Source organism: Advenella sp. FME57, assembly GCF_014897675.1.
GTDB lineage: Bacteria > Pseudomonadota > Gammaproteobacteria > Burkholderiales > Burkholderiaceae_B > Advenella.
In genome coordinates, this window is record NZ_JABUXU010000006.1 from 175,850 (window position 1) to 199,588 (window position 23,739).

24 protein-coding genes are annotated in these 23,739 nt (G+C 57.9%); 4 read left to right on the forward strand and 20 right to left on the reverse strand.

The genetic code is table 11. From position 1 onward, the window contains the following. Positions 1-30: 30 nt before the first annotated feature. The 11 genes from phnK to INT32_RS09180 form a co-directional block, all read right to left on the reverse strand. Positions 31-861: a phosphonate C-P lyase system protein PhnK gene (gene phnK, locus INT32_RS09130; protein WP_193088421.1), complete on the reverse strand. Its 831-nt coding sequence runs from the start codon at positions 859-861 to the stop codon at positions 31-33. Further along, positions 858-1,712: an alpha-D-ribose 1-methylphosphonate 5-phosphate C-P-lyase PhnJ gene (locus INT32_RS09135; protein ID WP_193088422.1), complete on the reverse strand. Its 855-nt coding sequence runs from the start codon at positions 1,710-1,712 to the stop codon at positions 858-860. Before INT32_RS09135 ends, phnK begins: the two co-directional genes overlap by 4 nt. Further along, entirely contained in the window at positions 1,709-2,938 is a 1,230-nt protein-coding gene (locus tag INT32_RS09140) for a carbon-phosphorus lyase complex subunit PhnI (RefSeq protein WP_193088423.1), read from the reverse strand. The genes INT32_RS09135 and INT32_RS09140 overlap by 4 nt, the downstream gene beginning before the upstream one ends. A gap of 9 nt (positions 2,939-2,947) precedes the next feature. Beyond that, the gene (gene phnH / locus INT32_RS09145; RefSeq protein ID WP_193088424.1) at positions 2,948-3,532 is read right to left on the reverse strand and encodes a phosphonate C-P lyase system protein PhnH; all 585 of its coding nucleotides are present in this window, start codon (positions 3,530-3,532) and stop codon (positions 2,948-2,950) included. After that, entirely contained in the window at positions 3,529-3,978 is a 450-nt protein-coding gene (phnG, locus tag INT32_RS09150; protein WP_193088425.1) for a phosphonate C-P lyase system protein PhnG, read from the reverse strand. Before phnG ends, phnH begins: the two co-directional genes overlap by 4 nt. Further along, complete coding sequence (phnF, locus tag INT32_RS09155; RefSeq protein ID WP_226816813.1) at positions 3,975-4,688, reverse strand: phosphonate metabolism transcriptional regulator PhnF; 714 nt, start codon at positions 4,686-4,688, stop codon at positions 3,975-3,977. The genes phnG and phnF overlap by 4 nt, the downstream gene beginning before the upstream one ends. 39 nt (positions 4,689-4,727) lie before the next feature. Then, on the reverse strand, positions 4,728-5,546 hold the full coding sequence (phnE, locus tag INT32_RS09160) for a phosphonate ABC transporter, permease protein PhnE (RefSeq protein ID WP_370540206.1): 819 nt from the start codon (positions 5,544-5,546) through the stop codon (positions 4,728-4,730). Between the two features lie 57 nt (positions 5,547-5,603). Beyond that, the gene (gene phnD, locus INT32_RS09165; protein ID WP_193088427.1) at positions 5,604-6,599 is read right to left on the reverse strand and encodes a phosphonate ABC transporter substrate-binding protein; all 996 of its coding nucleotides are present in this window, start codon (positions 6,597-6,599) and stop codon (positions 5,604-5,606) included. A gap of 23 nt (positions 6,600-6,622) precedes the next feature. Further along, entirely contained in the window at positions 6,623-7,465 is an 843-nt protein-coding gene (phnC, locus tag INT32_RS09170; RefSeq protein WP_193088428.1) for a phosphonate ABC transporter ATP-binding protein, read from the reverse strand. A 602-nt stretch (positions 7,466-8,067) separates the two neighbouring features. Next, positions 8,068-9,432 (reverse strand): YbfB/YjiJ family MFS transporter, encoded by a 1,365-nt coding sequence (locus INT32_RS09175; protein WP_193088493.1) that lies wholly within the window; start codon positions 9,430-9,432, stop codon positions 8,068-8,070. Between the two features lie 18 nt (positions 9,433-9,450). After that, positions 9,451-10,422 (reverse strand): threo-3-hydroxy-L-aspartate ammonia-lyase, encoded by a 972-nt coding sequence (locus tag INT32_RS09180; RefSeq protein WP_193088429.1) that lies wholly within the window; start codon positions 10,420-10,422, stop codon positions 9,451-9,453. A 139-nt stretch (positions 10,423-10,561) separates the two neighbouring features. On the opposite strand from INT32_RS09180, the gene INT32_RS09185 reads away from it, so the two are divergent. After that, positions 10,562-11,803, forward strand: coding sequence for an FAD-binding oxidoreductase (locus INT32_RS09185; protein ID WP_226816816.1), 1,242 nt, complete (start codon positions 10,562-10,564; stop codon positions 11,801-11,803). 272 nt (positions 11,804-12,075) lie between these two features. Here the strand turns inward: INT32_RS09185 and INT32_RS09190 are convergent, their stop codons facing one another. From INT32_RS09190 to INT32_RS09205, 4 genes are all read right to left on the reverse strand, one after another. Beyond that, the gene (locus INT32_RS09190) at positions 12,076-12,597 is read right to left on the reverse strand and encodes a class IV adenylate cyclase (RefSeq protein WP_193088430.1); all 522 of its coding nucleotides are present in this window, start codon (positions 12,595-12,597) and stop codon (positions 12,076-12,078) included. Positions 12,598-12,792: 195 nt separating this feature from the next. Continuing rightward, positions 12,793-13,773 (reverse strand): tripartite tricarboxylate transporter substrate binding protein, encoded by a 981-nt coding sequence (locus INT32_RS09195; RefSeq protein WP_193088431.1) that lies wholly within the window; start codon positions 13,771-13,773, stop codon positions 12,793-12,795. Between the two features lie 18 nt (positions 13,774-13,791). After that, positions 13,792-14,739: an SMP-30/gluconolactonase/LRE family protein gene (locus tag INT32_RS09200; RefSeq protein WP_193088432.1), complete on the reverse strand. Its 948-nt coding sequence runs from the start codon at positions 14,737-14,739 to the stop codon at positions 13,792-13,794. Further along, positions 14,723-15,520, reverse strand: coding sequence for an SDR family NAD(P)-dependent oxidoreductase (locus INT32_RS09205; protein WP_193088433.1), 798 nt, complete (start codon positions 15,518-15,520; stop codon positions 14,723-14,725). The genes INT32_RS09200 and INT32_RS09205 overlap by 17 nt, the downstream gene beginning before the upstream one ends. Before the next feature lie 112 nt (positions 15,521-15,632). Between INT32_RS09205 and INT32_RS09210 the strand changes: the two genes are divergently transcribed. Beyond that, positions 15,633-16,538 (forward strand): LysR family transcriptional regulator, encoded by a 906-nt coding sequence (locus INT32_RS09210; RefSeq protein ID WP_193088434.1) that lies wholly within the window; start codon positions 15,633-15,635, stop codon positions 16,536-16,538. Between the two features lie 155 nt (positions 16,539-16,693). Here INT32_RS09210 and gorA read toward each other — a convergent pair whose 3' ends face one another. After that, positions 16,694-18,040 (reverse strand): glutathione-disulfide reductase, encoded by a 1,347-nt coding sequence (gene gorA / locus INT32_RS09215; RefSeq protein WP_193088495.1) that lies wholly within the window; start codon positions 18,038-18,040, stop codon positions 16,694-16,696. Positions 18,041-18,282: 242 nt separating this feature from the next. Here gorA and INT32_RS09220 point away from each other — a divergent pair, with 242 nt between their 5' ends. Then, positions 18,283-19,110: an aspartate/glutamate racemase family protein gene (locus INT32_RS09220; RefSeq protein WP_193088435.1), complete on the forward strand. Its 828-nt coding sequence runs from the start codon at positions 18,283-18,285 to the stop codon at positions 19,108-19,110. Positions 19,111-19,112: 2 nt separating this feature from the next. Continuing rightward, a complete protein-coding gene (locus tag INT32_RS09225; protein WP_193088436.1) occupies positions 19,113-19,760 on the forward strand; it encodes a VOC family protein in 648 nt (215 codons plus the stop codon). A gap of 29 nt (positions 19,761-19,789) precedes the next feature. On the opposite strand, the gene INT32_RS09230 is transcribed toward INT32_RS09225, so the two are convergent. The 4 genes from INT32_RS09230 to gsiC all read right to left on the reverse strand — a co-directional run bounded on the left by INT32_RS09230 (position 19,790) and on the right by gsiC (position 23,687). Continuing rightward, the gene (locus INT32_RS09230) at positions 19,790-20,614 is read right to left on the reverse strand and encodes a M55 family metallopeptidase (RefSeq protein ID WP_193088437.1); all 825 of its coding nucleotides are present in this window, start codon (positions 20,612-20,614) and stop codon (positions 19,790-19,792) included. A 92-nt stretch (positions 20,615-20,706) separates the two neighbouring features. After that, on the reverse strand, positions 20,707-21,810 hold the full coding sequence (locus tag INT32_RS09235; protein ID WP_193088438.1) for a P1 family peptidase: 1,104 nt from the start codon (positions 21,808-21,810) through the stop codon (positions 20,707-20,709). A 43-nt stretch (positions 21,811-21,853) separates the two neighbouring features. Then, positions 21,854-22,756, reverse strand: coding sequence for a glutathione ABC transporter permease GsiD (gsiD, locus tag INT32_RS09240; RefSeq protein ID WP_193088439.1), 903 nt, complete (start codon positions 22,754-22,756; stop codon positions 21,854-21,856). Between the two features lie 10 nt (positions 22,757-22,766). Further along, positions 22,767-23,687, reverse strand: coding sequence for a glutathione ABC transporter permease GsiC (gene gsiC / locus INT32_RS09245; protein ID WP_193088496.1), 921 nt, complete (start codon positions 23,685-23,687; stop codon positions 22,767-22,769). Between the last annotated feature and the right edge of the window lie 52 nt (positions 23,688-23,739).

The window sequence follows — 23,739 nt, forward strand, 5'->3', positions numbered from 1 at the left end:
TCTCCGAATGCGTTGATTGCAACTGTACTATCACGGTTGCAATACGGATGAGACCAGCAGTTGCGTGTACGGATGCTGTGGGTCGTCCAGTATCTGATCGGTCAGCCCGCTTTCGACCACGCGCGAGCGCCGCATCACCATCAGGCGGTCAGCAAGCAGCCGAGCCACTGCCAGATCATGGGTCACAATCACGACGGCAAGACCCAGGTCGCGCACCAGGGCACGCAGCATATCCAGCAAGCGTGCCTGCACCGAGACATCCAGCCCGCCAGTCGGCTCGTCCATGAACACCAGCCGTGGATGTGAGACCAGATTGCGGGCGATCTGCAGCCGTTGCTGCATGCCGCCGGAAAAAGTGCGCGGCAGATCGTCAATGCGCGACTCGTCAATTTCCACCTGACGCAACCAGCGCTCCGATTCGCCGCGCAGCACACCATAATTGCGTACGCCTTGCGCCATCAGGCGCTCGCCGATGTTGGCGCCGGCCGACACTGTCATGCGCAGCCCATCGCGCGGGTTCTGTTCTACAAATCCCCACTCGGTGCGCAGCAAGGTGCGCCGTTGTGCCTCCGAGGACGCGTACAGATCCGTCACCGCGCCATCGGTCTGCCGATAGTGAATTGTCCCGGCATCGGGCTGGCTGCGGCCTGAAAGCACATTGAGCAGGGTAGACTTGCCAGATCCCGACTCGCCGACGATGCCCAGCACTTCGCCGGGATACAAATCGAAGCTGACCGCCTGGCATCCCTTGTCCGGGCCAAACAAAAGGCCAATGTCCGATACCTGAAAAAGCGGTTCGCCGGCCAGTTCGTCCAGTACCGCACGACCCGCCTGATTGTTGATTGCCTGCAATGCACTCATTGTGTTACCTCTGCTTGTGCCACGCGCTGCGCGCAGTAGTCTGTATCAGAGCAGACAAATTCCCGACTGCCCTTGTCATCTGTAATAATCTCGTCCAGGAACGAATCCGTGGATCCGCAAATGGCGCAACTGTGCTCCCATTTCTGAACTTCGAATGGATGGTCTTCAAAGTCCAGGCTGGCCACATCGGTATAGGGTGGCACGGCGTACAGGCGCTTTTCACGGCCCGCGCCAAACAGCATGAGCGCGGCGCTGCGGTTCAGTTTGGGGTTGTCGAACTTCGGTATGGGCGACGGGTCCATCACATATCGTCCGGCTACCAGCACCGGATAGGCGTAGGCGGTAGCGATATGGCCGTAGCGGGCAATGTCTTCGTACAGCTTTACATGCATGACGCCGTAATCGTTCAGCGCATGCATGGTTTTGGTCTCGGTTTCCGACGGTTCAATAAAACGCAGCGGCTCGGGAATCGGCACCTGGAAGACCATGATCTGGTCATTGCTCAATGCCGTCTCGGGAATCCGGTGACGGGTTTGTATCACAGTTGCCTCGGTCGTATCCACTGTGGTGCGAACGCCTGCGGTGCGCGAGAAAAAGCGGCGTATGGACACGGCATTGGTGGTATCGTCTGCGCCCTGGTCGATCACTTTCAGTACGTCATCACGTCCCAGGATCGCGGCGGTCAGTTGCATGCCGCCGGTACCCCAGCCGTAGGGCAGCGGCATCTCGCGTCCGCCGAAAGGCACCTGATAACCGGGAATGGCCACTGCCTTGAGCAACGCACGGCGAATCATGCGCTTGGTCTGTTCGTCCAGATAGGCAAAATTATAGGGTTCTGCTATGGCGTTCATGCCCGTTTCTCCTTCTGCGGCGGGACCCGTCCCGCTTCTGTTTCCTGCTGCTGTTGCTGGTCGAGCTCGGCCTGCGCGTCGCGTTTTCTCATTTTGCGAATCAGCTCAAGTTCAGCCTGGAAGTCCACATAGTGCGGCAATTTCAGATGTGATACGAAGCCGGCCGCTTCAACGTTATCGCAATGCATCAGCACGAACTCTTCCTGTTGCGCTGGTGAAGTAATCTCCTCGTCATACTCGGCCGCGCGCAGCGCGCGATCGACCAGGGCCATGCCCATGACCTTGCGCTCGTTATAGCCAAAAGCCAGACCGTAGCCGCGCGTAAATTGCGCAGGCTGGTCCTTGGAGCCGACAAACTGATTGACCATTTCACATTCGGTGACTTCGATATCTCCGGCCGGTACGGCAAAATCCAGTTCCTCGGGTTCCAGCCAGACTTCGGTAAAGCCGATTCGGATCTCGCCGGCAAATGGGTGGTTGCGACCATAGCCGCGCTGCGTGGAATAGCCCAGCGCAAGCAGAAACCCCTCATCGCCACGGGCCAGTGCCTGCAGGCGCTGCATCCGGTTGCTTGGAAAATCGAGCGGCTCACGGGTAATATCGGGAACCGGCTGGGCACTGTCCGTTTCTTCGCGCATCAGTCCTTCCTGCGCCAGCAGACCCAAGACGCGTGGAAAGTGCTGCCCTGCTTCTTGCATGGCGGCGTCAGCCTGCGCATCTGCACCCAGGGGCATCGCGCCGGGCAATGTCGCCTGCTGCGCATCTGCGGCTCCGTCTACGCCGGCCTGAGTCCGCTGCAGCGCCTGGGGCTGTTCGCCTTCGGCCTGCAGGGTAAAGTCCAGCAGACGGTGTGTGTAGTCGAAGGTCGGTCCGAGCAGCTGTCCGCCTGGCAAATCCTTGTAAGTAGCGGAAATGCGTCGTTCCACCTGCATGCTCTCGGTGTGCAGGGGGCGACTGACACAGTAGCGACTCAGTGTGGTGCGATAGGCTCGCAACAGAAATATCGCTTCCAGCAGATCGCCCGCAGACTGTTTGATGGCCAGCGCGGCCAGCTCTCGGTCGTACAGCGAGCCTTCGCTCATCACCCGGGCCACGGCCAGCGGCATCTGTTGCGCGATCTGGGTCAGCGACAAGGGTGGTACGTCGGTCGCCCCGCGGCGTTTCTGATCGAGCAATCGATGCGCATTTTCGATAGCGGTTTCACCGCCTTTTACAGCAACATACATCGTATTCTCCTATAGGAAGCTGGCCACGGTACTGCGTGGCAAAGCCATCAACTGGCGCTGGCTGGTCATGAAAAAATCCAGCCCCTTGGGGAAATCGGTCACCCGATTGCGTGCCGACCAGAACTGCTCACATAGCGGCAGTGTTACGGCGCGCTGTGATTCAATGCCCGGCCCTTCGAGCACGACCTGGCGCCCGCCTTCCAGGCTGTCCAGCTGGACGATCACCGTGCATGACAGCTCCGGATCGCGATCGGTGCCGCAACGAAATTGCTCAAGATAGTCAACCTCGGCAGCCGTAATGATGGCCAGGTCGGCCTGCTGCGGATCGTGGGTCACAGGGCAGGCACAGTGAAACGCCAGGTTGGCCCGAACCATGGGCGTATCGAGCGCCGGACTGAGCCATACTTGCGTATCGTCATCAAACAGCGTCAGCGCCAGGGAAAAGGTGGCTGGATGCATGATATCCAGGGCATCGGCAAAATCGGCCTGGGCGACCATGCCGGGTTCAGACATGGCCTTGAGCGCGGCGCGAAAACTCATTTGCGCATTCAGGACAGGGTCTGCAAACGCAGGAACCAGAACGGGAGCAGTCATTCATTTTCTCCTCGAAGAAGGGTAAAGAAGTCAACTTTGGAAGCGGCCACCTGGGCCTGACTGCCCAGACGCGCCTGTTGCTGACTGCGCGCAAGCGGCTCGATCACCGATTGCATGAGTTTTGCTTTCTCGTCCCCGAGCAGCAGGGCATCGGCCAGCGCAGCCAGCTCTGCATGACGCTTGTTGCGTCCGGCAATGTAGCTGTACCCGGCACGACCGTCCTGCAGTTGCACGACGCAACGGGTGACCGTCATCTCGCCCAGGTTGAATGCCTGTCCAGTGCCGCCAGTGCGTCCCCGCACCATGGCCATGCCGGTTTCCGGCTTGCGTATGCATTGATAAGGCACACCGCCAAGCTCGGATTCGTACCCAGCCAACGCATCACCTGCGCGTGCGAGCACCTGCATCCAGCGTTGTCGCTCGGTCGGAGCAAAGTCCGCTTTCATATGTGTTCTCCGTTTAAAACTACCTGATATTGAAAACGGTCGGCGCGGCTGACAGAAAATGTCAACTCCACGGGATGACCGTGCTGGTTTTTGGATAGGGTGGTAACGGTAAGCACCGGCGCCGATTGTGGGATCAGCAGACGCGAGGCTTCGTCAATGGTGGGCAATCTGGCGCCGATCACGCTGGAAGCCCGCTGTAACTCACATCCGCGCTCTTTCAGATACTGGCGCATGGAATCACGTTTGTAGTCTTGCAGCAAGGCTTCGTAGCCGGAAGAAAAAAAGTGCGTCATGACGCTGATCGGTTCATTGTCGATGAATCGCAGCGTGCGGTATTCAAGCACGGTGCTGCCCGGTGCCAGGACCAGTTGCGTCAGTTCATCATGGTTGGCGGGGCGGCGATACACTTTAAGCAATTGCGCCCTGGCGGTGTGACCCATGGTTGAAAACTGATCGGTGTAGGCGGTTTTGGCCTGCACCGGATACAGCAGCGGCCGTGTCAGCACCTTGGTGCCCTTGCCCTTGATCCGGATAATATTGCCCTCTTGCACCAGCAAATCCAGCGCCCGCCGCACGGTATGGCGATTGACATCAAAACGCTCGGCCAGTCGCAGCTCGCCAGGCAGCAGGTCACCCGGTTTATACATAGACAACTCAGCCCGGATAGTGGAGGCCAGTGTCTGATAGAGCGGTTCATCTTGTCTAGACAAGTTCATCATTTTAAAAAGGCAGTTGCCTGCCTTGTTCCATCATACGAAGAATTTTCTGAGTCGCTGCGAGGCCACGTCGATCACGCTCACACAAAGAATAATGATGAGCAAAATGGCTGCAGTCTGTCCGAAAGCAAAGCCCCGGATTGCCTCCCACAATAACACGCCAACACCACCGGCACCAACCATGCCCACCACGGTGGCCGAGCGCACATTCGATTCAAACCGGTACAGTGCGTACGACACCCACAAGGGCATGACCTGGGGAATCACACCGAATATCACCTCTTGCAAAGCGCTCGCGCCGGTGGCCCGCACCCCTTCGACGGGACCCGGGTCAATCGCCTCGACGGCTTCTGCAAACAACTTGGCCAGTACACCCGTGGTGCCAAGAAACAGCGCCAGGGTGCCGGCAAAGGGTCCCAGGCCCACGGCCACCACGAACAACATCGCAAATACCATTTCATTGATAGAGCGCAGGGCATCCATCAGGCGACGCACCGGCTGGCAGACCCACCATGGCACCAGATTGGACGAAGACAATATGCCAAGTGGAATACCAAAAATAATCGCCAGAACGGTACCCCAGACGGCAATCTGGATGGTCACCAGCATTTCGCGCACATACATGCGCCATTCAGAAAAATCGGGCGGGAAAAAGTCCGCGGCAAAGGTGGCCATGTTGCCCGAATCGGTCCACAGCAGAACCGGATTCATTTCAGCGCCCTTCCAGGCCCAGGCCAGAAACAGCAGGAACAGCCCCCATCCCAGCATCTTTGCCCATGTCATGCGCGGCGGCTGCGCAGGCGGTGCGCCGGACATCGGGCTGGGGCTTGTCGTCAATACAGACATATTCATTTCCAGTTTATGGCAACCTGCAAACGCAGCGCAGGCCGCCATCATGATCAACTCAAATTACGAGTTTTTACCTTCGATTTGTTTCATGCGGGCAGAGATCTTGCTCAGCTGTTCATCCAGGCTGGCGATCTGCTTTTTGCGATCTTGCTCATCCAGTTTGCTGTCGCCGGCAATTTGCGAACGTTTTTTGAACAGTTCCAGTTGGCGGATAGGCAGTAACTGATCATTGCTTGAAGGCTTGAACTTGCCCCAGGCCAGGCCGTTGAGCACTTTGAGCTCTTCTGGCTTGTCGCCATAATTGTCAAAGAACGTTTTGAGTTTGGCCTTCACGTCGTCCGGCAGATTTTTGCGCCATACGATCGGATCGGCGGGAATCAGCGGGGACTTCCAGATGACCTTGAGCAGGGCTGCTTTGTCGGGGCTGGTCCTGTTCAAACGCTCCATGCCTTCGGTATTGAAGGTGGCGACATCAACCTGTTTGTTTGCCACAGACAGTGCATTCACTTCATGGCTGCCATTGACCGAGCGTTTGAAAATCTTGTTGGCATCGACATTGTTTTCAGCAAACACATAATAGCCGGGCACCAGATAACCGGACGTGGAGTTCGGATCGCCGTTGCTGAAGTTCAGTGTCTTGGCGTTGTCCAGCATGTCCTTGACTGAATTGATTTTGCTGTCTTTATGGGCGATCAGCAGGCTCCAGTAGCCAGGTTTGCCGTCTTTATCAACCGTCTGGTAGATCACTTCGCCATTGGCGCGATCCACGGCTTCCATGGCCGATTTGTTGCCGTACCAGGCGATGTCGACTTTATCAAAGCGCATGCCCTGGATAATGCCGGCATAGTCGGGCGCAAAGAAAGCCTTTACCTTGTAGCCGGTTTGTTTGGACAGATCGGCCAGAAACGGTTCCCACACGGTTCTCAGGTTCTGGGAAGATTCCGTAGAGATAATGCCGAAATTGAGTTCCTTGGATTCCTGGGCCTGAACCGCTGCGGCACTCATACCCAGCGCGAACAGGGAAATGCCAAGACGGCGAATGGTCGATTTGAACATGTAAATTCCTAATGAAATAATGTTTAAGCTGCTGCCAGAACCAGGCGTGCCGGGTCTCTGGCGGGTGTTTTCTGTGCCTCCTGTTCTCCGAACAGAAGTGCCGTACCTATTTCCGAACCGTACAGATCGCTCAGAAAATCGTTGCTCAGCCCAGTGATGGGGCCGTCGAAGTACTTCTTGCCGCCTTTGAGCGCTACCGCATGGCGACAATATTTCACTGCGTAATCCACCTGATGCAGCGTAACAATGACTGTTTTCCCGTCATGCTTATTGATGTCTGCCAGTGTCTCCATGACCCGGCGAGCCGATTCCGGATCCAGTGACGCGATGGGTTCGTCCGCCAGAATGATTTCAGCCTTCTGGCACAGGGCGCGGGCAATGGCCACGCGCTGTTGCTGGCCGCCCGACAGGGTGGATGCGCGACGATAAGCGTACTCAAGCAGGCCTACCCGCTCCAGTGCCCGCAAGGCGTTGTTCACTTCTTCCTTGTTGAACAGTCCGAGTGCGCCGCGTACGCGCGACATGCGCCCCAGACTGCCCAGCAGTACGTTCTTCAATACTGACAGTCGCCCCACCAGGTTGAATTGCTGAAAGATATAACCGATGTCCGAACGCAGCCGGCGAACATTGCGGTTCAATATGCCGTCTTTCTGCATTTGCTGGCCCAGCATCTGTATATCGCCACCAACCTGGCGATCACCGGTGGCCAGGCCGGCCAGATGACGCAACAACGTGGATTTGCCGGAGCCGGATGCGCCGATCAGCGCGACCATCGCGCCAGGCGCCACGTTCAGTTCCAGATCGTGCAGGACCTGTCTGGTGCCGAATGTCTTGTTCAGATTCTGAACCCGGATTGCCTGAGTCATCGTATTCCTCTATGTATTTTGCAACCGCCGGATCGATACATCGAAAAAACGGCCGACCGCAAGCAGCAAATGCCAGCAGTCGGCCTGTTAGAGCGGACCGCTGCTGTTCAAGTGCCGTCATATTAAGGAATATGTGTGACAGTCCGGTTAATGCCGTCTTACAAGGCCATGACAGTTTTGCCATTTTTGGGGCAATTTACTAGACAAGCCGGATATCGCGAGCAGAAATAATTCTTATAATTAATCAATGATTTGGCATTTATGCAACACTATTTCTTGCGCATAACATAGACAAGTGAAAACGACCTAAAAAGTGTAACAACGGCCCTGAACCGGACATAAGGATGCAGGCCGGGTGATTGGCCCGCCAGGGTTGCCCTGCCGGCGGGCGCCGGACTAATAGTGACGGGTGCGATGGGCGGTCCGGTGGCGCATGATTGCACTCGTCATCAAGGGCAATCGTGCAGCGACAACGCAATGGTAGCGGCAGCGCCCTCGCCCACCTCGCCTGACCCTGTATAGGCACAAGGCAAAGCCAAAGCCGCCTGGTCATGGGCCGGGCGCGCAATCTCTCATGGCAAGGACCAGGAACGAAAAAGCGCTTAGCGTTGCGTTGTTGGCCCGGGAGACAGCATGAGCATCACGAATGCAATGGCCAAAGCCGCCGCGGCCAGCATGAAAAGCAGCCAATACTGGCCGTTGGAATGCGCAAACACAAATGACATGGCATAGGCAGCGGCCGCCTGCATAAGCGCAAAAGCGGTTGTCGCCCTGCTCCAGGCGGTTTTTTGCTCCGTCGGGGAATGCGGCAGCATCTCGCGCAGACGCCCCAGAACCAGCGGCACGATGCCCGGCGTGAATGCGCCCACCGCAAAGCTGGAAATACCCAGCAGAATGGGCGCGGTGCTCAGGATCGGAAGACTGACCATAAGCAGTTGCAGCAGCAACGCCGCACGCAGGGTCAATCCATAGCCAATGCGATCGGCTACCGCACCGGTGCACAGGGGTCCTGCCACAGCCCCCAGACCGTAAATCACCCAGAAAAACGACCCGGTATTGACGCCCCAGCCAAGCCCACGCGCGACATAATCCACGAGAAACACCATGTGCGCCACCAGTCCGACCGCATTCAGACCATAAACAAGATACAGCACATACAGGCCACGACTGCCAGCTCCAGCGGATATGGGCGACGGCGTAGCCTGCATACCCATCGGGTCGCCAGGATCGCCCGCTCGGTGGTTCAGGTTCGGCGCAGCTTCGGCAGGAACCGTTACCGGCGCCAAGACTGATGTAGATGTGGATGTACACGCAGCTGTCGATGTTGTCGATATCGGTGCTGCTGGTGTAGATGTTGTCGATGTTGCTGTTGCTGGCGCCGCCGGTGGCCAGCTGGACCAGGCCAGAAGCGTCAATAACAAAGACAACAACCCCAGTCCCAGCCATGTTTGCGTCAAGCCCAGTTGCAGCAGCATCGGCACCAGCGTGCCCGATGCGGCCACACCCAACCCCACCCCGGTAAAGATGACGCCACTGGCAAGCCCGCGACGCGAGGGCAGCACGAAAGGCAGGATGGACGTGGCAGCAAGCACCATCAGGCCGCCACCGGAGACGCCCGACACAAAACGCCACAGAAAAAACCAGATAAACGATACCGGCAGCGCACAGGCAAAAAAAGCAAGCGTCGCCAGGACCATCATCAGCCGCAGGGCAGCACGCGTCCCGGTCTGCCGGGCGATGCCAACGCCCAGCAGCGCGCCGGCCAAATATCCTGCCAAATTGGCCGCCCCCAGATAGGCTGCGGTGGAGGCAGAGAACCATTGTGCGTTGATAATGGCCGGCAGCAATGGTGTGTAGGCAAAGCGCGCCAGCCCGATGCCCACCAGGCTGGCGCAAAGCCCTGCCATCAACATCCGCCACTCCGGCAACTGCGTAGGGGTATTAGCGGTCGACTGTGCTGTGCGCATCTTCAAGGCTTCGTTCCGTCACTCCGAGGCGCTGCCGAGCAGGGCGCAGAAATTGGCCAGGTCCACATTGCCGCCGCTGATAATAATGCCCACACGCTTGCCACGCACCAATTCTTTTACAGTGCAGGCGCCAGCCAGCGACAGACAGCCCGTGGGTTCGACCAGCATTTTCATGCGCTCGGCATAAAAGCGCATCGTACGAATCAGCTCCTGATCAGTAACGGTCAGGATATCGGCGACTTCGCGTTCAATGATGGGAAACGTGTAGTCACCCAGAAACTGCGTCTGCGCGCCATCGGCAATGGTTTTTGGCATATCAATGCGCACGATATGGCCGGCGCGCAGGGACAGTTGTCCATCATTACCCGCTTGCGGTTCCACGCCATAGATTTGGCATTCCGGAGCAAGGGCCCGCGCCGCCAGGGCCGAGCCCGACAACAATCCGCCGCCACCCAGGCAGACAAAAAGCAGATCCAGCGGTCCGGTCTCCTGTATCAGTTCCATGGCGGCCGTGCCCTGACCGGCGATGACATCGGGGTGATCATAGGGCGGGATGAGTGTGTAGCCGTGTTGCTGTGCCAAACTTGTGGCAATGGCCGCCCGGTCTTCGGTGTAGCGGTCATATTGCACCACCTGCGCGCCATAACCGCGTGTGGCTGCCAGCTTGGCGGCGGGCGCATCCAGCGGCATCACGATGGTGGCTTTGACATTGAGCACAGCAGCGGCCAGCGCCACACCCTGGGCGTGGTTGCCCGAAGAAAACGCAATTACCCCCGCGCGCTGTTGCGCTTCGCTCAATGCCGCGATCGCATTGAATGCGCCACGGAACTTGAAGGCGCCAATGCGCTGCAGGTTTTCACATTTGAAATACAAGCTGGCGTCCAGCTGCGCGTCAATGGTCCTGGAACGCAGAACGGGCGTGCGGTGCGCGTAACCTTTGATACGTTCCGCTGCGGCAACGACATCAGTATAAGTGGGCAACGTCTGCATAATGCTCCTGTTTCAGAAATGGTCCTGCCGCGCAAAACGTCATGACCTTGCCGGTTTATCTCAATCAGCATATTCTACCCGCGTTTGAGTCGTTACAATGGACGCCATCATCAGGCCAGATCGAGAAGCATCCATGTCCATGCAAAACAACTCAGTTGCCATTATCGGCGCCGGCATTGTCGGCTTGTGTACCGCGCACGCCCTCAGAAAGGCGGGATGGCAGGTAACTGTATTTGACGCGCAGGACCCGGGATCACAATGCTCTTTCGGCAATGCCGGTGCCTTGTCCGAAGGATCTGTCGCGCCATTGGCCATGCCCGGTGTCATCAGGCAGGCAGCCTCCATGCTGCTGGACAGCACCAGTGCGCTGCATGTCCCGCTGGCTTACCTGTTGCCGGCGATGCCCTGGTTTGTTCGATTTATCGGGGCGTCACGGCCGGAACGCGTCCGGCAAATCGCAACCGCCCTTCATGATTTGCTAACGGAATCGGTGCGTCATCACACGGAACTGGCCCATGACATCGGCTGCGCCCATTTGATAAAAACCACAGGCCAATTACACCTGTACCCGGACGCCAACAGCCGCGACAAGGACAAGGCGTCCTGGCAGCTCAAGGCCGACTTCGGACTGGCGATGCAGTCGGTGGACCGCGCTGCCATTGCCGAACTGGAACCGGCAGTCAGCGACACCTATCGCTGCGGCTGGTTTCTACCGGACGAAGGGTGGGTCAGCGACCCGTTCCAGTATTCGCAGGCCCTGGCCAGGGCGAACACAGACCTGGGCGTCGCATTTGTCAACGCAGGCATCAATAACCTGCGTCGCAGCAATGATAAGTGGCATTTGTACAGTGGTGAACAATCATGGCAGGCCGATCATGTTGTCGTGTGTGCAGGAATGGGCTCGCGCGATCTGCTGGCGACACTGAACCGGTCGGTACCACTGGAAAGCCAGCGCGGCTACCACCTGCAGGCGCCGCATCCGGGTGTCACGTTATCGCGCATTGTGGTGCTGGCCGATCGCAAGATCTTCATGAATCCGATGCAGGGCCAATTGCGCATCGCCGGTACAGTTGAATTCGGCGGCACCGGCAAGCCGATGAACGAACAGCGCGCGCTACTGCTCAAGGACCACGCGCAGGCAGGTCTGGACAACCTGGATACCAGCGGCTTTACCTCCTGGCTGGGCCATCGGCCCTGCCTGCCCGATTCTTTGCCGGTCATCGGCCCTGTCGCAGATTTGCCGGGTCTGTGGACTGGGTTCGGGCATGGCCATCTTGGGCTGACCGGCTCCATAAATACCGGCAGGCTGCTGGCGCGCGCCATGGCTGGCCAGGCGAGCGCCCATGAACTGACGCCGTTTGCGCTAAGCCGCTTTCGCTAAGCCGTTTTCAGCAAGCAATTGTCGTCGTTTGCCGAGCAATCGTGTTTATCACCCGTACCAGTGCATGCACAGCCGCTTTTACCCGCAACCGCGTGCACCTATGGGCGTGTGGGCCGATGGGTGTGTAGGCTTATAGGACTCTGACCCTACGGGATATGGACGTATCGGCATACCGGCGTATAACGATCTGCCCCCCTCCGCAGCCGAAAATCTGCCACAGTTGCGTTGATGCGACGTCATGCCACGGCACATCGCGTGGCAGGCATATCAGATTACAGAGGCGTGCGGCGGGCCAACAGATCGAAGTAGGACCCTTCGATGAGTTGCGAACTGCGGATTCCCAATTGTTGCATCAATGATTCGGCTTGCTGCATGCCACGGGCTGTCGACTCTCCGGCTTCAAGCACAACCTCAAGCTCCATGAACTGGCCCAGCCCTTGCACGTGATCAAGATGAACGCGCGTCCTGCCTACCATGTACAGCGTACGTCGCTTGATGACCCGACCGATAACGCTATAGGCCAGTGATAATACTTCTCTGAGTGATTCAGGCGTCGCTGTTTCAGACAACATATAGAATGATTCTTTCGGCCCCGCCGCATCCGGGCGCCGATAAAAAATAAGCTGTCCTGTCCCATCTGCGAATTCCCTGAGTTTTAGCCGACCCTCATCGCACTTGAAAAACGTATCATCCTGGAAAATTTCGCAAGGTGCTTCGGTTGCAATCGTGGCCGCCTGTTGCGCCAGGTCGCTGATACTCGCGATACGCGCCTTGATTTCGATATTTCTCGCCATTTTGCCATCTCGTACATGCATGTTTGCTGCAGCAGTACGACCATATTGCCGTACTGGCGCATCGGTGGGCCATTATAGCCGCACCCATCCTAGTTCGAGCTGGCGCCCGGCTGATCACCGTCGCGCAAACTGACCGTTAAAACCCGCATAGCCACAATCACCTTTATTGCCAGTCACCTATATTGGTAATCGCCCCTATTGATTCGTCTTGATATTTTCCGCCTTGATCAGATCAGCCCATTTTTTGGTGTCCTGATCAATCAGTGAGGAAAATTGTGCCGGTTCCAGATCATCCGTGTCCAGCCCGGAGGTTTTCACGTATTGCATGACCGCGGGTGTTTTCATGACCGCGCGATAAGCCAGGTTCAGTTCCTTTATTTTCTCGTCAGGCGTGCCGGCCGGTGCAAAAACACCATACCAGTTGGTCGCATGAACATTTTTGATGCCCAGTTCGTCAAAAGTAGGAACCTGCGGCAACGCTGCAGATCGCTTGTCCGACGCCACGCCGATCGGCACCAGGCTACCCTGCTTGATGTGCTGCACCAGGCCCGACACATCGCCAAAGAAGCCATCAACCTGTCCGCCTATGGTCGCGGTAATCGCCGGCGCTGCGCCACCAAAGGGCACAATCAGCGTATTGGCCTGGGTGGCAATGCGAAACTGGGCAATCGCCATATGAGGCATGCTGCCCACCCCGGACGTGGACAGCGAGATACCGTCGGGATTGGTCCTGGCCTTTTCGAGCAACTCTTTCACACTTGTAATACCGCTTTTTTTGGACACGACCAGCACTTCGGGTGTGGAAACAAGCAGTGCTACCGGTTGCAGATCCTTTGCCGGATCATAGATCAGCTTTTTGTAGAGCGCCGGATTGACAGCAATCGCACCGGTGGAGCTTAGAAACAGCGTATTGCCATCGGGTTTTGCACGAGTGACCGTACTGGCGGCAATGGCGCCATTGCCGCCCGGTTTATTTTCCACCACCACTGCTTTCTTAAGCTGACTCTCGAGCTCCTTTCCCGTGACCCGGGCCAGCGTATCGCCGGGACCGCCGGCAGGAAAGGCCACCACGACACTGACTGGAGATGCAGCCGGGACATTCTGGCTGACAGCAAGGCCCAGAACAGCAGCAAATGGCATCACGTATTTAATATATTTTTTTCCGAATCCGGACATGTCTTCCTCCTTATGCCGTCAGGTACCCGCAATCCCTTGCGTATTGACGAACAGTGAATAAATGGACGTACAAGACGCCATGAACAGGCGATTTCTATGCAAACCGCCAAAACAAAGATTGGCGCACCGCTCGGGCAATGCAATGCGCCCCAGCAGTTCGCCTTGCGGGCTAAATACCCTGACTCCATCAAGGTCGGCAGTTCCCATTCCCCAGCCACACCACAAATTGCCATGGATATCCACCCGAAAGCCGTCCGGCGTCCCCTCACCGGCATCGAAAAGCACGCGCTGCCCAAGCAAACTGGTCCCGTCAGCATTCAGGTCAAAGACCAGCAAGTTACGGGGTTGGGCACGTGATTCGACCACGTACAATTGTGATTCATCCGGAGAAAATGCCAGACCGTTAGGGCCATTGACAGCATCGGTCACCAGGGTCACTTGTCCATTAACAGGGTCAATGCGATAGACGGCTGCGGGCAGTTGCTGTTCTGCTTGTTCTCCCTGATAGTAGCCAACGATGCCAAACGGCGGATCGGTAAACCAGACCGAACCGTCTGACTTGATCACCACGTCATTGGGTGAATTCAGTCTCTTACCCTGATAGCTGTCCGCCAGCACAGTAATGCGGCCATCCGGCTCCGTGCGCGTCACCCGGCGCGACAGGTGCTCGCACGTGATCAGGCGCCCCTGCCGGTCGCGGGTATTGCCATTGGCATAATTTGACGGGCTGCGAAACACCTGGCTCTGGCCGGTGCCGGCATCCCATCGCATGATGCGGTTGTTCGGTACATCACTCCATAGCAAACAGTTCCAGTCGCCAAACCACGCCGGCCCTTCGGCCCAGCGACTGCCACCTGCGAGCCGTTCGAGGGCAGCCAGAGGCAGCGTCAGCGCATGAAAGCGGGGATCCAAGGCAATCACTGCGGGATCCGGATAGCGGACGGGGGTCTCAGTCGCAGCGTGCACTCATGCCTCCGTCCACAACAATTTCGGTGCCCGTGATAAAGCGCGCTTCATCGGAAGCCAGAAAAAGCGCGGCATTGGCCGTATCAATGCCATCGCCCATGAATGGCAGCGGAATACGCGCCTGGCGCTGCGCAAGCAGCGTGCTTACATCGCCGCCTGCGCGTTGTCCTGCCAGACGCGTTTCTACCATTGGTGTGTGCATCTGGCCCGGAACCACGGTATTGCACCGTATATTGCGCTTGGCATATTCCACCGCCACGACGCGGGACAATTGGATAATGCCGGCCTTGGCGCTGGCATACCCAACCTGCGCCGAACCGGTCCAGCGGATGCCCGATGTGGACGAGATATTGACAATGGCCCCTGCACCCTGTTGTTCCATAATGGGCAACACATACTTGCAGCCCAGAAATACACTTTTCAGATTGAAATCAAGCTGGCTGTCCCATGTCTGCTCATCCAGGGCAACCGGGCCACCCTTTTTCGACCCCCCGACATTGTTGACAAGAATATCGACACGTCCAAAGGCCTCCTGGCAGGCACGCACCATCTGATCAACAGCATCCGCCGAGGTGACATCTGCGGTCCAGGTACGGATTGTGCCGTTTACTTCATTGACCTTGGCTACGGTTTCATTTAACGCATCGGGGTTCATGTCCACGGCAAAAACATGCGCACCCTCGCTGGCAAACCGCCAGGCAATCGCCCGACCGTTACCCCAACCCGGCCCGACGCTGCCGGCACCGGTCACAATCGCTACTTTGTTTTCCAGGCGTCTCATCGCTCGCTGTCCCCTGTAATTGTCTAATCACAGCCATGATGCGCGAGGCCCTGCGAATCATCAAGACCCGCCTTGCGACTTCTGATATCGAAAAAACGTATATCATTGCCACATGGATCTCAAACAGCTTCAGTATTTCATTGTGATTGCCGAACAGCGCAGCTTTTCCCGCGCTGCGGACATGCTCGATCTGTCGCAACCGTCACTAAGCCGGCAGATCCAGTTGCTGGAGGCCGAGCTTGGACAGCATTTGCTGGTTCGGACGGGCCGCGGCGTGGAACTGACTGAAGCCGGTACCCGCCTGCTGGGGCATGCCCGAACCCTGCACCATCTGGCCACGCAGGCAAAGCAGGATCTGATTAATTTTCGTTCTTCTGCCCCGGGCCGGGTGCGACTGGGCATTCCGCCGCGCGTTGCGCGACGGCTGGCGCCCAATATCATGCAGCAGTTCCGCGCGCAATTTCCCGCCTCATCCATTACGCTGGCGGAAGGCCTGAGCGCCCAGTTACGTGACTGGCTGCTCAAGGACAAGGTTGACCTGGCCCTGCTATACGAACCCGCGCCGTCTTCACTGATGCAGGTGGAGTCGCTGTACCGGGAAGAGCTGGTACTGGCCCACGCACATGCGGGCGGATCGACCCTGCCGGCATCGATTGCCGTCGCCGATCTGGATAAATATCCGCTGGTGTTGCCCAGCGCACCCAATACCATTCGTGCGCTGGTTGAACACACGTGCAGAGAGTGCAATGTGCAATTGAATGTCGTGGCTGAAGTGGACGTCGTGCAGACGATTGTTGAAACCCTGAGCTATTCGCATGAGCCGGTGTTTACGATCATCCCGCGTTCTGCTCTGGGCGATATTCCCGGCCCCACGCGCTTAAGTTGCGCGCCTATTGTGGAGCCTGCCATTCGCAATAATCTTACCCTGGCCATCGCGACCGCCGGCGCGCAATCGCAGCTGGTGCTTGCGGTTGCGCAAATTATTCGTGGCATTGACATGAACAGCCATATGGGCTGAACCACCGCGGGGAGGGGGCAAACACAAGTCGTGTAAGTGGGGTAAGTCGTATAAGGCCTATTAGCCCGATAAGCTCATAAACCGTATCACCCATCCAGGCCATATAAGCTGACCGCCACACACCCACCCCGCCACCGCGTCTGATGGCAAACGTGCTATCCGCGCATGGTCACAAACTCTTCGGCCGCCGTCGGATGAATGCCAATGGTCGCGTCAAAGTCTGCCTTGGTTGCGCCCATTCGAATAGCAACAGCAAACCCCTGCACAATTTCGCCTGCGTCGTCGCCCGCCATATGCAAACCTACCACCCGGTCGGATTTTTTATCGACAATCAGTTTCATCATCATTCTGGCGGTGCTGCCGCTGAGCGTATGTTTTAAGGGGCGAAAATCCGAACGATAGATGGTGACTTCGCCATACATCTCGCGCGCTTCGTGCTCACTGTAGCCTACCGTGCCCACGTTTGGATGGGTGAAAATTGCGGTTGGAATAAATTCATAACTCATGCGACGCGCACCCTTGCCGAACAAATGATCCACCAGCACCATGGCTTCGCCCAGTGCAACCGGCGTGAGCTGAATCCGGTCGGTCACATCGCCCAGGGCATAAATGGAAGGGGCCGATGTACGATAGTTTTCGTCAATCTGAATGGCGCCATTGTGATTGACCTGTACGCCGGCAGACTCAAGATTGAGCTTTTGCACATTGGGCGCTCGACCTGTCGCATACAGCACCTGATCGGCCTGCAGCGTCGTGCCGTCATTCAATTTCACTGAAAGAACTTCACCCACCTTGTCGATCCCGTCCACTTTGGTTTCAAAGTGAAAATGCACGCCGGCTTTTTCCATTTCCTTTGCGGTGAACGCACAGATTTCTTCATCAAAGCCGCGCAGAATGCGATCGCGACGAATCACGATATGCACTTCGGCCCCCAGACCGTTGAAGATCGACGCAAACTCACATGCGATATAGCCGGCGCCGACCACGACCAGCCGTTTGGGAAATTGCGGGACATCGAAAATGTCATTTGAGGTAATCACATGTTCGCGCCCGGGGAACTCTGGCACGACGGGCCAGCCGCCGGTCGCAATCAAAATGTGCTTTGCAGTGTAGGTCTTGCCGTCGTCCATGCGAACGGTATTGGGTCCGGCCAATTCGGCCCAGCCGGTCAGCAGCGTTACGCCGGCGTTGGTGATCAGCGAGTGATAAATGCCGTTCAGGCGGGAGATCTCCGTGGCCCGGTTGGTTTTCAGGACCGACCAGTCCAGCTCGGCCTCGCCAACCTGCCAGCCAAACCCACGCGCCTCTTCAAAAGCCTCATGGTAATGCGCAGCATAACTGTAGAGTTTCTTGGGAATGCAGCCGACATTGACACATGTTCCGCCCAGATCGGATCCTTCTGCCACCGCCACCCGGGCGCCGGCCTGTGCTGCCATGCGCGAGGCGCGTACCCCGCCGCTGCCGCCGCCGATTACAAAAAAATCATAGTCGAAACTTTCCATGCTGACTCCAAGTTCAAAATGCGCAATATTGTCGGGCCGCCATGCCAACTGCCATCGAAAGCCGGACAAGGCTCCTGCGGCGGCACTGCGACTGCCAAGCAGGAATGCCACCGGCAGCCACATCGCTTTGGCCCCGCCTGATTGTAACCTCACCGCCACGGCAAGAGATGCAAAACCCTGCCCGCGAGTGCGTTGCCGGCCAGCCCCGGCCGTATAATTATCACTTACGGAGATTTATATTCATGTCATTGCCTCATACAAACACGTTCTCGTCTTCCCTGACTGCGGCGCCACCGGTCTGGCCCGTGCTCGGCGTCCTGGGTGGCATGGGGCCGCTTGCCGGCGCCACGTTTGCCGCCAGGCTTGTGCAACTGACTCCTGTGACGGCAGACCAGGCGCATATCCCGGTGCTGTTGCGCAATGATCCGCGGATTCCCGACCGCAGCGCGGCCCAGCTGGCCGGCGGACCAAGCCCGCTGCCGGCCATGCGTGAAGGGATGCAGGACTTGCAGCGCTGGGGCGCGCAATACATTGCCATCCCGTGCAACACGGCGCATTTGTGGTTTGAGCAGTTGCGCGACAGCGTACAGGTGCCGGTTCTGCACATTGTCGAATCGGTAATTCAGGACTTGCAACGCAATGGCATCTTTGAAGGTCCGGTGGGCATCATGGGCACCCCGGCGACGATGCAATTGGGGCTGTACCAGGACGCCCTGCGCGCGGCCGGATATGAGCCCTTCACCGGCAACGACAATAGCATTCGTGATTGGTCCGTGCAGGCTATCGCTGCAGTCAAATCCAACCAGAACGAGCAGGCCTTTGCACCCGCGGCGGCCGCCGTCAATCGACTTGCCCAAATGGGGGCACGGGCCGTCATTCTGGGTTGTACGGAATTGCCGCTGGCCATCCCGCCCTCGCGTCGGGACGCGTTTCCCGTCGTGATATCGGATTCGATTGATGCCCTGGCGCGTGCGGTGCTAGAGACCTTTTCACATCAGACCTTTTCGCATCATGCGCACGCGAGCGACGGTGCCGATCTTCCCGCAGCAGCGGCCGCAAAACCGGAGTAGCCATGCCTGTAGCACCACACACTGTCATTGATCATCTTGTCGTGACCGCAAGCGACCTGGAGGCAGGCGCCGCCTATGTACGCGACTGCCTGGGCGTGGCCCCGCTGCCGGGCGGCGAACATGCAAAAATGGGCACCCACAATCGCCTGCTGCGCTGTGGCATGAACTGCTATCTGGAAGTGATCGCCATCAATCCGGCTGCGCCGGCGCCCGCGCAGCCACGCTGGTTCGGGCTGGATGTTTTAGGGGCGGAGAGCGCCGCCTCGCTGTCAGCCTGGGTAGTGCGTACTACAAATATTCATACCCATTCGGCGGCCAGCACCCAGCCTTTGGGCCCGGTCACCGCCATGCAACGCGCAGACCTGAACTGGCTGATTACCATTGCCGAAAGCGGTATATCGCCCCTGGACGGCATAGCCCCGGCGCTGATCGAATGGCAGACCGCCGAGCTACCGGTCTTGTCCATGCCGGATCAGGGCTTGTCGCTGGACGCGCTGCATATCTATCATCCCGAACCAAAGGCGATGCAGGCATTGCTTGCCAGCCTGCAACTGGACGCCCCGGTGTCGGTATTTCCGGCGGCGCCGGACAGCAAACCGGCCTTGCGGGCGATCATCCGGACACCTTCGGGTATCCGCGCGCTGGGCTGATCAGACCTGGCGCCCGGCGGGCGTGGATACTAGCGCAACGCAACCGACATGGTGGAAAACACATTTAATGTGCGGATCACATGCTCGATACTGTCTGCCCTGAATGACAGGGTGACCCCATCCAAACGGTCTGTTCCGGGCAACACACAAAACGTATCGGCCAATGCAGGAGAATTGGTTTGCAACCTGCATTCATACGGCGCGCCGATCACAAACGGAGTCAGCGCTTGCGCCATGCCGGCCTGAACCGCCGTGCACATGCCCTCGCGTATGCGCGCGCAGGCTGCCTGCGGCGTCAGCGTAGCGGCGCTGGCATGGCCCATGGCCTGCTTGGTTTCCACCCATACGGCACCGTCGAAAAAGCCTTTATTTTCTTCGATGAAATACTGGTCGCCGCTACCGAAGATCACCGGCACGCCGGCCTGGCCGGCCAGCGCGCCATACAGGCCCGGTTCGCCCAGTTCCATGCCGTTGACCATCACCCGGGCAAAGGCAAAACTGTTGATGGTATGGGCCAGCACGCCGCGGCCCTGTGCCCTTGAGTGATGCCCGACCAGGGCGACAGCACTGACTCCGAATTCCAGACCGGTCATCATGCTGTAGATCCGTGGCTTGCCGCTGATCAATGTGGCACGTTCATCGATGTCAGACGCAATCATATTGCGAAAGCCACCATGCGAATCGTTCACATAAACGGCGGTGGCGCCGCCATCGAACGCACCGGCAACAGCTGCGTTGGCTTCGGCGGCCATCCATTGCCGTGCCCGTTCGTACTCCACGTTGCCGGCTCGCACCTGCTGCGCATCTACCACACCGGCAACGCCTTCAATGTCTGTTGATATCAGTACTTTCATTGATCACACCTTGTTATTCTTTGCCAATCATTATTTCAATTGTAATATTAATATTCTTTAGGACTGCCTTTACATGGCAGTGACGAAAGCGCTCAGTCATGCAGCCAGTCGGTGACCGGCCATCGCGTATTGCCATCACGCCCGGTCACTGCAGCGGCGCGCCACAGCGAATTGACAATGGCCTGCTCTGTCGCCTCGGCGGCCGCATCAAACAACGACTCCAGCTGCTCGTCATGCAATGGCGCCACCGGTATCTGCGCAGCCTGCACCTGCTGGCCGATGCGCATACGCGTTGAAAATGCAACGGCAATATCACCGCTACCATGGCCAAAGTTCGATCCGGTGCGCGCCAGGCCCGCTGCAGCGCGCATGCTCAACCGCCGCAGTTGCCGGGCGTCCAGCGGTGCGTCAGTTGCCAGCACCATGATGATGGAACCCTTGTCGGGCGCATTTTCCGCGATCTCCGATACCACTTGCGATGCCGTATGCCGACGGGCCATGCGTCTTTTGATGTCCTGACCCAGCAGGCTGCCATTGACCCGTAAATTGCGCAGTTTGCCAAAATTGGACAGCACTAGCGCGCCCACCACATAGTCGGGCGCACTGCCTGCCAGTTCCCGTTCCTGCTTGGCGATCCGCGATGCCGAGCCAATGCCGCCTTTCAAGCCAAAGCAGCTCATCCCGCGCCCGGCGCCTACCGCGCCCTGCTCCGGCTGCGTAGTCGCATTGGCGCAGGCGGCAAAGTAGTCCGCTTCGGTCACGGCCATGGCCTGAATATCGTTCAGATACCCGTCGTTGCACTCGAGCACCAGCGGGTTGACGGTCGGCCAGTCGCGACCGATCTGCGCATTGGCCGCAATCGCCTGTCTGATTTGCGCCTGCGCCACCATCGGTACGGAAAAAGTATTGGTCAGCGCCAGAGGCGTTTCTATGGCCCCCAGCTCCTGCAACTGCACTAGCCCCATGCTTTTGCCGAAACCGTTGAGCACCGACACACCGGCCGCCACCTTGTTCAGGAACAGGTCGTCCGAATGCGGATAGACAACCGTGACACCGGTCTGGATCGCACCACGCGCCAGCGTGGCATGACCCACCTTGACGCCGAATACATCAGTAATACAGTTATGCGGGCCGGCAGGCAGGATGCCCACCGGCGGCGCAGACCACGCCACCGCTTCAGTTGAAGAATCAGTCATATACGCTCATCTGTGTGTGCCACCTATTGATAACACGACGGGATTATTGCCGGTCAATCTTCGGATCCAGTGCATCCCGCAGCCCATCGCCCAGCAGGTTGAACGCCAGCACGGTCAGGAAGATGGCCAGTGACGGGAAAATCGCCACATGCGGGGCCAGCACCATGTCGGAGCGTGCCTCGTTGAGCATCGCGCCCCATTCGGGCGTAGGCGGCTGCGCGCCCAGGCCGATAAACGACAGCGAAGCCGCCGTAATGATCGAGGTACCGATACGCATGGTGCCGTAGACGAGAATGGGTGAAATCGTGCCAGGAAGAATGTGTTTGAAAATAATGGTGAAATCAGAAGCGCCAATACTGCGCACGGCTTCGATGTACGTCATGTTTTTCAGGGACAGAGTATTGCCGCGCACCAGCCGAGCAAATGCCGGAATGCTGAATACCGCCACAGCGATCACCACGTTCACCATACTGGGGCCCAGCACCGCGATCACGCCGATGGCCAGCAAAATACCGGGAAACGCCAGCAACACATCTGAAATGCGCATCACAATGCGTTCCCACCAGCCTTCATAATACCCGGCCAACAGGCCCAGCACCGTGCCCACAACGGCACCCAGCGCAACCGAGATGAAACCGGCCGCCAGGGAAATGCGCGTACCCATGACGATGCGGCTGAAAATATCCCGACCCAGCGAATCCACACCCAGCCAGTGCAGCACTGACGGCGGCTGGTTGATGCGGTCGTAATCGAAATAATTCTCCGGATCGAAGGGGACGATCCAGGGCGCCAGAATGGCGATAAATACAAGTGCAAGAATAAAAAGCGCCGCGACGACAGCCAGATGCTGCTTGCGGAACTTGCGGATAAACTCCGTCATCGGGGTGCGGATGCGTTCCCGTTTTGGCGGCAGCGATTCTATCGGAGAAGAAGTTACTTGCGTCATGTCTGTCCCGTTATTTGTAACGGATGGTCGGATTGATCACGCCGTACAGCACGTCAACAATCAGATTGATCAAAATGAATTCAAAGGAGAACAGCAGGACCAGTCCCTGAATAATCGGATAGTCCCGTGCCGCAACGGCATCCACCAGCAGCGTGCCCATACCGGGCCAACCAAAGACGGTTTCCACCACAATCGAGCCGCCCAGCAGAAAGCCAAACTGCAGTCCCATCATCGTAATCACGGGAATCAAGGCGTTGCGCAAGGTATGTTTGACGATGACTACTTTTTCAGACAAACCTTTGGCGCGAGCGGTGCGCACGAAATCTTCCTGAATCACCTCCACGAACGAAGCACGCGTAAAACGCGCCATGATGGCCGCGACCGCAGCGCCCAAAGTGATGGACGGCAAAATATAGTGCTGCCAGCTGGTCGCGCCCACAGAAGGCAGCCAGCCCAGGTTGACGGCGAAAATCTGGATCAGGATCATGCCCAGCGCAAAGGGCGGAAAGGAAATACCGGAGACGGCCAGCGTCATGAACAGGCGATCCGGCCAGCGGTTGCGCCATACAGCCGACACCACGCCGATCACCAGGCCGAAAATAACCGACCAGATCATACTGGTAATGGTCAGCAGCAAAGTCGGCGTAAAGCGGACCGCAATTTCAGTCAGCACCGGCCGCTTGGTGCGCAGCGAGGTACCCAGATCGCCCTGACTCAGATTGATCAGGTAATGGCCGAACTGCTGCGGCAGCGGCAAATCCAGGCCCAGTTGCTTGCGTATGTTCTGAACCGTTTCGGCATCTGCCTCGGGCCCTGCGGCAAGCCTGGCCGGATCCCCGGGCAGCATATGTACAAACAGGAAAACCACCACGCAGACCAGAATCAGCGTCGGTATCATCCCGAAAATCCGTTTAACCAGATAGGAAAGCATTTTTGAATCCATTGGGCCGCGACACCCTGGGGTGTCGCGGCTATGTCAATTG